The organism is Vibrio sp. 1401, from assembly GCF_033340295.1.
In genome coordinates this window covers 1-12,601 of sequence record NZ_JAWOWF010000019.1, presented here as the reverse complement: position 1 = coordinate 12,601, position 12,601 = coordinate 1, and the positions used below count along the sequence as shown (strand labels likewise).

Annotated in this window: 10 protein-coding genes and 3 pseudogenes; 4 read left to right on the top strand and 9 right to left on the bottom strand. The window is 45.9% G+C overall.

The window, feature by feature from the left end:
• Window position 1 precedes the first annotated feature (1 nt).
• Window positions 2-1,093 carry a hypothetical protein gene (locus tag R7Z77_RS11660; protein WP_064353870.1) on the top strand — a complete coding sequence of 364 codons (1,092 nt, stop codon included), beginning with the start codon at window positions 2-4 and terminating at the stop codon, window positions 1,091-1,093.
• A gap of 151 nt (window positions 1,094-1,244) precedes the next feature.
• On the opposite strand, the gene R7Z77_RS11655 is transcribed toward R7Z77_RS11660, so the two are convergent.
• The 4 genes from R7Z77_RS11655 to R7Z77_RS11640 all read right to left on the bottom strand — a co-directional run bounded on the left by R7Z77_RS11655 (window position 1,245) and on the right by R7Z77_RS11640 (window position 3,172).
• Window positions 1,245-1,556 (bottom strand): hypothetical protein, encoded by a 312-nt coding sequence (locus R7Z77_RS11655; protein ID WP_054577887.1) that lies wholly within the window; start codon window positions 1,554-1,556, stop codon window positions 1,245-1,247.
• Between the two features lie 202 nt (window positions 1,557-1,758).
• Window positions 1,759-2,193, bottom strand: coding sequence for a DUF962 domain-containing protein (locus R7Z77_RS11650; protein ID WP_064353869.1), 435 nt, complete (start codon window positions 2,191-2,193; stop codon window positions 1,759-1,761).
• Window positions 2,194-2,312: 119 nt separating this feature from the next.
• Window positions 2,313-2,666: an MmcQ/YjbR family DNA-binding protein gene (locus R7Z77_RS11645; RefSeq protein WP_005377801.1), complete on the bottom strand. Its 354-nt coding sequence runs from the start codon at window positions 2,664-2,666 to the stop codon at window positions 2,313-2,315.
• A gap of 23 nt (window positions 2,667-2,689) precedes the next feature.
• Entirely contained in the window at window positions 2,690-3,172 is a 483-nt protein-coding gene (locus tag R7Z77_RS11640) for a MarR family winged helix-turn-helix transcriptional regulator (RefSeq protein ID WP_053350391.1), read from the bottom strand.
• A gap of 110 nt (window positions 3,173-3,282) precedes the next feature.
• On the opposite strand from R7Z77_RS11640, the gene R7Z77_RS11635 reads away from it, so the two are divergent.
• Window positions 3,283-4,170, top strand: a complete 888-nt coding sequence (locus R7Z77_RS11635; protein WP_064353868.1) for a DMT family transporter — start codon at window positions 3,283-3,285, stop codon at window positions 4,168-4,170.
• 132 nt (window positions 4,171-4,302) lie between these two features.
• Here R7Z77_RS11635 and R7Z77_RS11630 read toward each other — a convergent pair whose 3' ends face one another.
• The 5 genes and pseudogenes from R7Z77_RS11630 to R7Z77_RS11610 form a co-directional block, all read right to left on the bottom strand.
• Window positions 4,303-5,625: an EAL domain-containing protein gene (locus R7Z77_RS11630; RefSeq protein ID WP_081248155.1), complete on the bottom strand. Its 1,323-nt coding sequence runs from the start codon at window positions 5,623-5,625 to the stop codon at window positions 4,303-4,305.
• Window positions 5,626-6,144: 519 nt separating this feature from the next.
• Window positions 6,145-7,416, bottom strand: a complete 1,272-nt coding sequence (gene gabT / locus R7Z77_RS11625) for a 4-aminobutyrate--2-oxoglutarate transaminase (RefSeq protein WP_318136677.1) — start codon at window positions 7,414-7,416, stop codon at window positions 6,145-6,147.
• A gap of 14 nt (window positions 7,417-7,430) precedes the next feature.
• Entirely contained in the window at window positions 7,431-8,858 is a 1,428-nt protein-coding gene (locus tag R7Z77_RS11620) for an NAD-dependent succinate-semialdehyde dehydrogenase (protein WP_064353865.1), read from the bottom strand.
• A 54-nt stretch (window positions 8,859-8,912) separates the two neighbouring features.
• Window positions 8,913-9,995 carry an agmatine deiminase gene (gene aguA, locus R7Z77_RS11615; protein ID WP_064353864.1) on the bottom strand — a complete coding sequence of 361 codons (1,083 nt, stop codon included), beginning with the start codon at window positions 9,993-9,995 and terminating at the stop codon, window positions 8,913-8,915.
• A 12-nt stretch (window positions 9,996-10,007) separates the two neighbouring features.
• A pseudogene (locus R7Z77_RS11610) lies at window positions 10,008-10,208 on the bottom strand (nitrilase-related carbon-nitrogen hydrolase); the annotation flags it as partial.
• Here R7Z77_RS11610 and istA point away from each other — a divergent pair.
• Both istA and istB read left to right on the top strand, forming a co-directional pair.
• Window positions 10,209-11,420: pseudogene (gene istA / locus R7Z77_RS11605) on the top strand (IS21 family transposase); the annotation flags it as partial.
• A 10-nt stretch (window positions 11,421-11,430) separates the two neighbouring features.
• Window positions 11,431-12,171 (top strand): annotated as a pseudogene (gene istB, locus R7Z77_RS11600) (IS21-like element helper ATPase IstB).
• The last annotated feature ends 430 nt before the right edge of the window (window positions 12,172-12,601 follow it).

Here is a 12,601-nt window from a genome sequence, read left to right as displayed (position 1 = left end):
TATGAAAAAATATTTAACCATGTTATCGCTGAGTATCGCGACCTTTCCGAGCTCAGCCACGATTGAACTAACAGAACAACTTTCTTTAAGTGGTTTTGGCTCTACTTCGTGGGCAAAATCCGATAACCCAACTACGGTACTAGTTAACCGCTTTATTGGCGATGAATCTTGTTTCGATTGCGATACCACTTTCGGCATGCAGCTCGATTATTTTCACAAGGCATTTCGGGCATCCGCACAAGTCGTAAAGCGCCCGCAAGACCATTGGAGCTCGCCTCAGCTCGAGTGGGCGTATTTGGCTTATACCTATAAAAACATAGAAATAAGAGGAGGACGCTTAAGACTGCCACTGTTTTTGATGTCTGAGTACAACTATGTCGGTCACGCTTTTACCCAAGCCCGCCCACCGAATGAGGTATATGACAGCATTCTAGGTATCACGGCTTATAACGGCCTATCTGCACGCTGGATTCATGACCTTAATGAGCAAGTCGTACTTACCGCCATGCCGTTTGTCGGGTTTAAAGACAATAGTGACGTAACCATCAATGAACGTACTGAATTGGAAATTGAGTCAAACAACACTGCAGGGATGAACTTAACGCTAAGCGGAGAGAGCTATCGTTGGAATTTTTCCTACCTCCACGGCGATTATGATCAAACAACGACGCTCTCTAACATTGAGCAGTCCACTCCCGGTGGCGGAACCACAATCATTGACCGTCTAGTTGAAACAGAAAAAAACAACACGATCGATCTGTTTTCTCTAGGGTTAAGATACGAGCTCGATAACATTGTGATTATGGCAGAAGGACAGACCAGCAATCTTTCCTCATCTTGGTACGCGACAACAAGTTATAATGTAAAAAAGTTGACTCCTTATATTGTTTACGGTCAGCAGTTTAATAGTCGGGATAAAAAAAGTGGAGACAGTTTCTTACTCGGATTGAGATACGACCTAGATTACAACGTTTCCCTAAACGCAGAATGGCAAAGGTTCAACGCCTACAATAATAGCTCTGGCGCGTTTTCATCAGCCCCAAAGGATGACAGTGCGAGCCTTTATACGCTAATGCTCAACTTCGTTTTTTAATGTTTCTTACAGTACCAATTTCCACAACGCTAGGGGCTGTTGCATTAAGAAGGCTTTTTGCAACACGTAACTAAACGCTAAACGACTGAAAGGGGTAAAATCGAACAGTTCAGATAGATAAGTGGCAATCCAAACATAGACAAAGGTTACTCTATTTCGGTTTGTTTTGATTGTCTTTTAACCGCTTTTCTTTGCGTCGCAGTGCCCGGAAAAACTTTGACTCTTCGTGGTACCAACCAAGGACACTAATTGGAAAGCCCACGAGCATCATAATAAAAACATCCGCAGGGAGTTGTTCCCAAATGTCGCTTAAAGAATGCAGCTCTCCAAAAATGAACAAACCGATGACTTTACCAAGCAGTAATGCACAACAAATCATAAAGAAGGACTTTAATATATAGTGCCATTTGCCTTTTTTACGCTCTTCTCTCCAATAGGCATACTTATATTGTCGATCGTACATTCATCCCCCTAAAGTAAACTTGCCGTAAGTTTAAGCATCTCGATAGCGTAAAGTGCGTTGGCACCTCTTTAATCATAGTGCGTATCTAAAGTGAATGCTTGTCGTGGCAATAAGAAGGAGATGTATTCTGTAGTAAGAGCTACATAATCTCTGAACGTTATATGTCTTGTGTAATTCGGATGATGCCTGATTTTGCTTATCGCTAGTGTTTTCTGAACACCCAAATCGGGCCGATGAGTAGAAACTGTAAATCCTCAAAAAACGACGGTTTTTTACCTTCAATCTTGTGACCGATAAATTGCAATATCCACAATACACCAAACAAGAGCATAGAAATATGCAGAACGGGCAACATCAATACCTCTAGAGACCAAATAAGGCCAATGCACGCTAATGTGTAGCCGATCATCATCATGAATACGCTCAGAGACAAACGAAAATAGAAAACCCAAGTGGGGATCACTGCTACCCAAACCCAATTAAGTTCGAAGCCTAATAATGAAATCTGGGGAATCGACCAAATAAGTCCAACCACAGAAATGTAGATACCTGGAACTGCGATTGTGTGAATCTTTTGGTTGATAGGGTTTTGGTGACTCTCCCCGTATTCTTTTAGCCATTCAGATAATGCTCGCATATCATTCCCCTTTTCCACCTTCTTATTCTTATATAGCCCGAGGATGAAAAAGGTGCGAATTTTTCCGTAAAGGCTACGAGCAACGAGCGACAAAACAACAGAGGCCAGTGCGTTGCCGATTACTCACCAAGCAACGCTCGTTGTGCTTTCGGCAGCTTGGCAACGACAAGAGCATAAGAGCGTTCACACAAGTCTTGAATCAACCCATCCTCGACATCACCGTTAAAATAAACCGTTATCCAATGACGCTTATTTAAGTGATAACCCGGGATAATGTCCGTAAACTGCGACGTTAAGACTTCTCCATCTTCTGGTTTTACTTTTACGCTGACATACTCCCGACCGTTTCTCTCTGCAATGATGGCAAACATCTTGCCTTTGATTTTGTAAACAACCGCTTCAGGCCCAAATGGGAAATCGCTTTCTGCACACATGAAGGTACTTAAGTATTGTTCTAGTTCTTTGCTTTTCATATCCCCTACCTCCTTCTGCGTTCTCATTCAAATTGTGGCAATAGCAATTTTAACGCCTGGTTAACCTGCGCTTTTTCATTGCCTTCTAAACCATGCAATAACGATTGCTGAACGTCTACATGCTCCAAAATTAGCTTGTCAATTAAGGTTAAGCCTTGCTCTGTTAGTTCAACGGTGACGCTACGTCGGTCTTCTTTACTATGGGTTCTGGTAATAAACCCTTTCTTCTCTAGTTTATCTAAGCGATTAGTCATCGCACCCGAAGTGAGCATCATCGACTCTATTAACGCTGAGGGAGTAAGACAATATGGTGAACCAGCTCGACGCAGTGTCGCTAACACATCAAATTCACCCATTTTCAGATCGTACTTCTTATGTAGCTCGGCGACCCTAGATTCCATGTGTTTTGCAATTCGCATTAGTCGACCCATTATTGCCATCGGTTCAGTGTCGAGGTCTGGCTTCTCCCTAGCCCACTGCTCTACCACTCTATCAATTGCATCCATTATTTCTCTCCAAACATCATATGTTTTTTATTTTAACATAAAGATACTTTACAAAAAGCCACCTTGCCGATATCGTTACATTTAATTATCTCTACATAAAGATATTTAACATGAACATTTTACTTGCGATGATTCCTGCCTTTTTTTGGGGGACGACTTACGCTGTTACTCAGTTTACTCTACCGGACTGGCCTCCCGTTTTACTTGGCGCTCTAAGGGCACTGCCTGCGGGTCTTTTGTTGCTGGCAATAAAGCCCTCGTTTCCAAAAAGAAGTGAGTGGAAGGTGCTGCTTGTTTTAGGAACCATCAACATCGCTTGCTTCTTTGGTCTCATTTTTGTCATGGCGTTGACGCTTCCTTCTGCCATCTCTGGTGTTGGTATGGTTTCGGTCCCCGTTTTTGCGATGCTGTTTGGTTGGGCGGTCTACAAACGTCAGCCTAGTGGCATTCAAGCGATAAGCGGCGCAACTTTGATTGCTTTAGCTTGGTTCTTATTTGATCCTAGCTCTATTTCTCTCGAACCCGTGGGCTTACTTGCGATGATCTCCGCCATTATGTGCATCGTGATAGGAAGTAGCGTAACAAAGTCACTAGGTACAAAAATGCACTGGTGGACAGTGCTAACATGGCAGCTCATTTTGGGTGGCGTGATTATGTCTATCGCAACAAGTGTGCTGGCGATAAACAATCCAGAGCCATATGTTACAGTCGTTCAGGACGTATCCATGACGAATATTCTAGGGTTACTGTGGGTAATTATTCTGAACACCGCATTAGGGTATGGCATGTATGTATGGTTATTACAGCGGATGTCGGTCGTAGATTTTACCTTTGGTGGTATTGCAAACCCAGTCGCAGGCATTGTTTCGGGCCTACTGCTATTGGGGGAAACGTTCACTCCTCTGCAATACAGCTTAATGCTGGGAATGATCGTAATGTCATTACTACCTCAGCTCATTACGTCAATCAAAACGAAAAGAGCCGCACTCTCCTCCTAAGTAACGTTAATTCCTAACACTCTAGGAGTAATGAGAGTGTTAGGAATCCTCAAGTGTGAGCCTACCAGCAGAAATCAGCGCTAACCTAGGAAACTGGCACCTTTAAAGCGGGATGTTATGACGTTATGGCTATTAAGCGCTTGCAAGGTTAGTCAGGGGCTCTGGTTTAGCGTAAACATAACCTTGAATAAGGTAAATCGCATGCTGAGCCAGATATTCGACTTGAGCCTGGCTCTCTACACCTTCTGCAATCATCTCACATTCCGCTTTGTTCGCTGCAGACACAATTGAGTCCAGCACTTTCAATTTTTGGTCGTCAGATCCTATTGGATCAATAAACATCTTATCCACTTTTAAACATCGGATGCCCAAATCTTGTAGGTAAGAAAAGCCACCATATCCGGTACCAAAATCGTCAATTTTGAACTTGTAGCCTTTATTCGTTAAATACAAAATCTCTTTTTTCGCGGCCTCAGTGTCTTTTACTGGTATTCTCTCGGTCAACTCAAAATGAATTCTATTCGAGATTGGCCAATTTAACTCCGACAGCAACTTCGTTAATACGCCTGACTCTAAATGGGAGGAAACAATATTGATGCTGACCCACGTATGCTCGGGTAAGTCACTTAAGTCTTGTATGATTTTACGAATAAGCTGATTGGTCATCGGGATAATCAGGCCACTTTCTTCTGCAGCACCAATAAACATATTTGGTGGCACCATTCCATCACGCCGCGACCATCGAATCAGTGCTTCGTATCCTACTGTCTTACCATCGCGACTATCGACAATCGCCTGGTAGTAAGGAATAAATTCTGCATTACTAATCCCATTTTCAATTAGACCAGTAATGGATTTTCTCAAGCTTTTACCAGATATGTATGCAAAGGCAGTCGCAAGACCAGCAAGCACACTTACAAGACCGCCCCACAAAAGTACTCTTTCCTGAGCATAATTTTTAAGTTTTTCACCGCTGTATATCTTTATGAGCATGTTGGCTTGAGACTCTCCTGAAAAGAAAAACTCTTTTGAGAGTGCGTTTTCTTCTCCTGCAATATTCGCTTTGCCACGGCTTATCGTTAAATCACCAAATATTGGTTCATCATACTTAAACTCTACAAATAGGCAGTCTTTGCAAGGCGTTTTTATTACCTCGTTAACCCAACTGTTATCAAGCACCCAGAAGACTTCAACGTGTTCATTATCATAAATGACCATCCACTCTATTTGGTCATTCTGTTGCGGCAAAATAAGTGATGCGAAAAAGTTTTCATCTATCTGAAATCGTTCACTACTAGATGGGCGAGACACTTCACTACCAACCGTGGAACACTTTTTACCGCCTTCTGTGGTCATCGCAATAAAACGAATGTAACGGTTATAAAAACGTGGGTCGCGTAAAGTTCTTACATCACTATCACTACAAGTAAAATCTAACTGAGCAATCTGCTTCACTATTGCTCCGTCCAAATAGGCAGACCTTTGATTTAAATAATCTACGTAAGCATCTATTTTCGACGCTTTTACCGAGTTGACGTAAAAGTTGGTTATCGAATGAAAGGCCACTACAAATATGGCGATGGGAACTAAGCCGAGTAAAGTGGCATACCTTGTATTCTTTGTTATCAAAGTTCGTCCTGCTAATCTGTCAAGCAACCTAAGTGGGATATGAATACTATCTCATTTTTATAGTCCAAAAAGTGAGGAATGACGCTCAATAAAATGATAGGCTCAAGTGGCTTTCAGATGTCGGGATTTAGAATGTGAGCACCAAACCACATTCGAGGGGAACAGAGTAGCGAATAAGTGGAAAGTAAGAACGAGCCCAACTGTTAAGTCATCCGTAATAAAAGTGACAACTTGGATCTTGAGCAATACTTTTTAGATAGGCAGCAGATACGCTAAAAAACAAAAAGGAAACGATTGATGCCAACCGCTTCCTTTATTTGTTATTGCTATTTAAAAGTGCGTGAATTACGCCACTTCAAGAATCACTTTTTCCAACTTATCTAGGCCTTCATTTAGCACGTCAGATTCGATGGTCAGTGGAGGTAACAGACGAATCACGTTCGCTTTTACTCCACAAGAAAGCAGGATAAGGCCGTTTTCTTGCGCTTTAGAAATCACCGCTTTGGTCATCTCTTGCAGTGGTTTGCCTGATTCTGGGTCAGTAAACTCAATCGCCATCATTGCACCCGTAGTACGGATTTCACCGATAGCAGGCACAGACTGTTGCAGCTTAGTCATTCGTGCATTGACCACTTCACCAATGCCCATCGCTTTAGTGCACAAGTTTTCTTCTTCGATGATTTTCAGCACTTCAAGACCAGCAACACAACCAAGTGGCGAGCCTGCATAAGTGCCACCTAAACCACCGGGTAGTGCAGAGTCCATCACATCCGCTTTCCCAACTACCGCTGAGATTGGGAAACCACCAGCAATGCCTTTCGCCATTGTCATTAGGTCTGGTTCAATGCCTAGGTACTCTGTTGCAAACATTTTACCGGTACGAGCAAAACCCGTTTGGATTTCATCGGCAATCAGCATGATACCGTGCTTGTCACACAGCTGACGCAAGCCTTGTGCAAACGCTTCAGGTGCTTTGTAGAAGCCGCCCTCACCTTGTACTGGCTCGAAGATGATCGCCGCAACACGTGATGGTTCAATATCACAAGCAAATAGATCGTCGATCGCTTGTAAGCTTTGCTCAACGCTGATGCCGTGAAACGCATTTGGGTAAGGCGCGTGGTAGATTTCGTTCGGGAAAGGACCAAAGCCCGCTTTGTACGGCGCAACTTTACCAGTTAACCCCATCGTCATGTTTGTGCGACCGTGAAAGCCTCCTTTAAACGCTATCACGCCGCTACGGCCTGTATGAGCGCGTGCCACTTTTACGGCATTTTCGACCGCCTCGGCGCCAGTGGTTAGAAAGATCGCTTTCTTCTTAGTCTCACCTGGTGCAAGTTCTGTCAGCTTTTCAGCCAGCTCTACGAATGACGCGTATGGCGTAACCATCGCACACGTGTGTGAGAAATTGTCCAGCTGAGCTTTTACCGCTTCGCTAATGCGCTTGTGAGAATGCCCGGTGTTAGTTACCGCGATGCCCGCTGCAAAGTCGATGTATTTATTGCCTTCAATATCCCATACGTAAGCGTTTTCTGCTTTCTCGACGTAAAGTGGGTACAGTGCGCCCATACCTTGAGCGATAACTTGGCTTCTTCTTGCGTGTAGTTGTTGGTTTGTCATTGTCTTGTCCTTAATTAGTTGCCGCCAAAGCAGAGATATTTCACGTCCATGTATTCATCGATACCTTGTTTTGCTCCTTCGCGTCCGATGCCGGACTGCTTAACACCACCGAAAGGAGCGACTTCAGTAGAAATCATGCCTTCGTTAATGCCGACCATGCCGTATTCGAGCGCTTCTGCGATTTTCCAAACACGGTGGATGTTTTGGCTGTAGAAGTACGACGCAAGACCGTAAATGGTGTCGTTCGCCATTTCGGTCAGCTGTGCGTCACTGTCAAAACGAATCACTGGCGCGACAGGGCCAAAGATTTCCTCAGAGACAATCTTCATGTCGTGAGTAACGTCTTTGAGAACCACTGGCTGCATAAATAGACCATCGAGCTTTTTAAGTTCTGAAACTGGCTTCGCGCCTTGCTCAATAGCACCGTCGATAAGCGCTTGAATGCCTTGCTTTGCCGATTCGCTGATCACAGGACCGATGTTCACGCCCTCTTCTAAGCCGTTACCGACTTTGAGTTGTTGAACCGCAGCGTCGAACTTAACAATGAACTCGTCATACACTTTGCTGTGTACGTAGAAACGGTTCGCACACACACACGTTTGACCTGCGTTACGGAATTTCGACGCCATCGCGCCCGCTACGGCTGCATCAATATCCGCATCATCGAATACGATAAATGGCGCGTTGCCACCTAACTCCATTGAGGTACGTTTTATGTCAGCCGCGCTTTGCTGCATCAGCACACTACCAACTTGGGTAGAGCCAGTGAAAGACAACTTACGAATCAACGGATGCGAAGTGAAAATAGCGCCTACCTGACGTGAATTTTCACCCAGAACCACTTGCAGCACATCGCGTGGGATGCCTGCTTGGTAGGCGAGCTCTGCAACCGCAAACGCAGACAGCGGCGTAGATTCAGATGGTTTTACGACAAAGCTACAGCCTGCCGCTAAAGCTGGCGCTGCTTTGCGCGTGATCATCGCGATTGGGAAGTTCCAAGGCGTAATCGCACAGGCAACTCCAATTGGCTGTTTGATGGTCACCAAACGCTTGTCTGCACTTGGCGCAGGAATCGTCTCACCGTAGGTACGTTTCGCTTCTTCAGCAAACCATTCGATAAAGCTCGCGCCGTAAAGAACTTCACCTTGAGCTTCAGCCAGCGGCTTACCTTGCTCTAACGTCATTAAGCGGCCAAGGTCGGCTTTGTTTTCTAACAGAAGTTGGAACCAACGATTGAGCATGCCAGCGCGAGTTTTTGCTGGCAGTGCCGCCCACTCTTTCTGCGCCACACTGGCACGTTCAATGCCATTTAAAATGTCGTTTTCGGTTGAGACTGGTGCGTACCCGAGGAGTTCTCCGGTCGCCGGATTAGTCACTGCAATGCCCTGTTGTGGATTCGCTACCATAAACGAAACAAGGCTTTGGTTTTGTATCTGTTGCATGGTCATTCCTTTTGACAACTCATCATCGCCGCTAAGCCAGCGGCGAGTTTATGTTTAAGCAGGGATCTGCTGCGTAATACAGTGAATGTTCCCTCCGCCGAGTAGAACCTCTCTCGACGGTATCGCGATGATTTGGTATTCCGGCATCGCGTTTTGCAAAATATCGATCGCCATAGCGTCGGTCTCTTCGTCCAGCATCGGCAAGAACACATGCTCGTTGACGATAAGAAAGTTCGCATAAGAGGCACTTAGGCGTTCGCCAGCTTGTCGACTCATTCCTGAACTGGCGTCAATGCCATTGGCTTCGCGCTCGCTGTAATGCAACGGACCCGGTAATGGCAAACGGACAATTTCAATCTCGCGTCCTTTCGCATCTTGCTGCGATTTCAGTACTTGTTCCGCTTGACGAGATAACGCGTATTGCGGATCGCTTGGGTCATCGGTCCAACTTAGTACCACTTTACCCGGTGCGATAACGTGCATCAGGTTGTCGATATGGCCGTCTGTTTCGTCATTGAATAAACCATTTGGCAACCAAATGACTTTTTCGATACCGAGGTACGCCTTTAACTGCTCTTCGATTTGCGCTTTGCTCAACTGCGGATTACGTCCTGGGCTGAGTAAGCACTCTTCTGTGGTGTAAAGCGTGCCTTCACCATCGGTGTGAATCGCCCCACCTTCAAGTACAAACGGAGCGCGGTAATGATCAATACCGATGATGTCGCACACCGAACCAGCGACAAGATCGTCCTGCTGCCAGTTGTCGTAAAGGCCGTTGTATTCGCCGCCCCACGCGTTGAATTGCCAACTAATCCCACGGCGCTCGCCCGCTTGGTTAACAAGCACGGTCGGCCCGATGTCTCGCATCCACGCATCGTTAAATGGGATTTCCACCAAACGTACATCTGAGTGAAGCATTTGACGCGCTCGGTCAAAGTTGTGCGAGCACACCGCCACACACACTTTGGTCACTTCCGCGATTAAGTTCGCGATTCTGGCGAAGGTTTCTTGCGCGGGTAATGCGTCATCACGCCAATTGTCTTTCCTTTCTGGCCACGCTAGCCAAACTTCACTAACCGGCTGAAACTCAGCCGGAAAATAGAAGCCATCTTGCGCTGGTGTTGTCGATAACTTCATTTTAACGCCTCTTTAAACGGCTAGTTTGCCAACGCTGGTGTAAAGGTCTGGACGACGGTCGCGGAACAAGCCCCACGCGTGACGCGCTTTCGCTGTCGTAGCTAGGTCGATTTCTGCGTAAATGATGGTTTCACCTTGACGCGGTGCTTCGGCAATTTTTGCACCAGTGTGGTCAGTGATAAAAGAAGAGCCGTAGAACGTCGTCTCGATACTCAAGAGCAAGCTTACGCTTACACTCAGTTCTGCGAGCACTTCACTCGTTGGTTCAAAACCCAAAAGCGCAGCATGCGTCAGCTCCATGTGGCAGGTGACAAGCTGTTTATCGATTACTGTGGGCTTCGGCTTCAGGTAGTCAATCCTGACACAGGCGAAGTACGAGAAGCAGAAGTGTTCGTGGCGACCTTGGGCGCGTCCAATTACACCTATGTTGAAGCCTTCTCAAGCCAAGGTAAGTCATACAGGTTAGAGGCGCGCCAATGCGTTAGAGCACCTCGGCGGCGTACCACAACACTTGGTTCCCGATAATCTGCGTAGCGCGGTCACCAAAGCTAACCAATATGAGCCAAGGCTTAACGAGAGTTATCAGAAACTGGCGAATCACTATCAAACTGCCGTAATGCCAGCTCGTCCCTGCAAACCAAAAGGCAAAGCGAAGGCCGAGAATGCCGAACTCTTAGTAGAGCGCTGGATCATGGTGCGGCTACGACACAAACCTTCCATACCTTCAAGGAACTGAATCTCGCCATCCGTCAGCTTATGAACGACTTAAACCAACGTGAGATGAAACAGTATGGTGCAAGTCGTAAAGCGTTGTTCGACAAACTCGATAAGCCTCCGTTCCCCCCCCCCCCACAAAAAATACAGCGTTACCTGTATACCTAAACCAAACGAGCCAAAGTCGGGCCTGATTATCACATCGAATATCGCCGCCACCACTACTCGTGCCACATCAACTTGTAGGTCACCATGTCGAACTGGAAGCCTACAACCGTCTCGTGCAGATCTACCATCAAGGTAACTTGGTCGCCCAGCATCCACTCAGCCAAAGAGAGCGCGGAAACAGCACCCAACCAGAGCACATGCCGAGTAATCATCAACATCAGAAGTGGTCGCTTGGACGCCTGCTCAACTAAGGGAGCCAATATCGGCCCAGCTATGCGAGAAGCCGTTAATAAGATGCTCAACTCCAAGCCTCATCCAGAGCAGTCGTATCGCTCCTGCCTTGAGCTGCTCAATCTGAACAAAGCGCATGGCGAATCGCGCTTAAAGCAAGCCTGTAACGATGCGCTGATGCTGACAAAACCGAACTACACCTTCATCAGCAATCTACTGAAAAATAATCGAGAAGGGCAACTAAGCAAAGACAAGGCGAGCACGCCGAACCTAGTTCATAGCAATGTCCGTGGCCCGAACTGTTATCACTAGGAGAAAAGACATGAACTCACTGAACGACCAAACCAAAACTCTCCGCCTGAGCCATGCTGTAAAATCGTTAGAGCAGTAACAGGAACAACTAAGCACCTACGCAGAGTTGGACTTCGAGGAAAGAATAAGCCTGCTTCTGGAAAGTGAAATCTTGAATCGTACTCAGACCAAAATCCAACGTCTAAAGCGACAAGCCAAGCTGAGAGTAGATGCGAAGCCAAGCCAACTCATCTACAAAGAAGGACGAAATCTCAATCGTCAACAGATAAGCGAACTTATGACGGGTAGTTATCTTTACAAGCATCAGAACATCTTGATCACAGGCCCAACAGGCGCAGGCAAAACCTATCTTGGCTGCGCACTGGCAACCAGTGCCTTCGACCAACAACAAACCGTCAGGTACTACCGATTAATTCGCTTGCTTGATGCTCTGACCGCAGAACGTCTAGATGGCAGCTATCAAAAACAACTCCAATCGAAGGCTAAGAAAGCCTTACTGATCCTTGACGACCGGGGGATGGAAAAACTGACTCAAGAGCATGCAGGCCATCTTCTGGAAGTATTCGAAGATCATTACCAAAACAGCAGCACAATCGTCATTATTCAGTTACCTGTAAAAGAGTGGTACAACATGATCGGCAACGCAACCGTCGCAGACGCTCTCATGGATCGGCTGGTACATAATAGTCATCGAACAGAACTAGGAGGTGAGTCGATGAGAAAACTGGCGCAATCCGATCACTTAGAGTAAAAATAGGAAGAGAGAAAAACGGCAGGATCAGGTGATCGGAATAAAACGAAACAAGCGATCGCAATCACCGAAATACGCAAAACACTCGCAAATTTAGAATTTTGGCATGAAGGCTTGGAGTCCATTACCTAATGATTTAGCAAAACTAAGAGGAACTAATGCATATAAAACAAAGCGATAAGCTACAGAGAAGGAGCCTTTGACGCAAGGAATTAGAAGCAAAATTCACCCTGCGTATAACGCCGCATTAAGTGGTGAGCAACTCACCGCCTAACCCGAAATATAGTGCCATAAACACCGCACTAAAACTTTGAACTGAAACTGCCGAGCGTTGGGAATCCCTCTTAAATGCTTTGTATGGATAATAAGTACTCCAATCGGGTAAGGTGAGACCCAGACTTTAGCTGCAACTAAAGTTCTTCTATCTGGT

Coding starts and splice junctions, on each gene's coding strand:
- R7Z77_RS11645 (WP_005377801.1), bottom strand. CDS start 2,666: ATGAAAAGCAAAGAACTAGAACAATACTTAAGTACCTTCATGTGTGCA.
- gabT (WP_318136677.1), bottom strand. CDS start 7,416: ATGACAAACCAACAACTACACGCAAGAAGAAGCCAAGTTATCGCTCAA.
- R7Z77_RS11650 (WP_064353869.1), bottom strand. CDS start 2,193: ATGCGAGCATTATCTGAATGGCTAAAAGAATACGGGGAGAGTCACCAA.
- R7Z77_RS11655 (WP_054577887.1), bottom strand. CDS start 1,556: ATGTACGATCGACAATATAAGTATGCCTATTGGAGAGAAGAGCGTAAA.
- R7Z77_RS11660 (WP_064353870.1), top strand. CDS start 2: ATGAAAAAATATTTAACCATGTTATCGCTGAGTATCGCGACCTTTCCG.
- aguA (WP_064353864.1), bottom strand. CDS start 9,995: ATGAAGTTATCGACAACACCAGCGCAAGATGGCTTCTATTTTCCGGCT.
- R7Z77_RS11640 (WP_053350391.1), bottom strand. CDS start 3,172: ATGGATGCAATTGATAGAGTGGTAGAGCAGTGGGCTAGGGAGAAGCCA.
- R7Z77_RS11635 (WP_064353868.1), top strand. CDS start 3,283: ATGAACATTTTACTTGCGATGATTCCTGCCTTTTTTTGGGGGACGACT.
- R7Z77_RS11620 (WP_064353865.1), bottom strand. CDS start 8,858: ATGCAACAGATACAAAACCAAAGCCTTGTTTCGTTTATGGTAGCGAAT.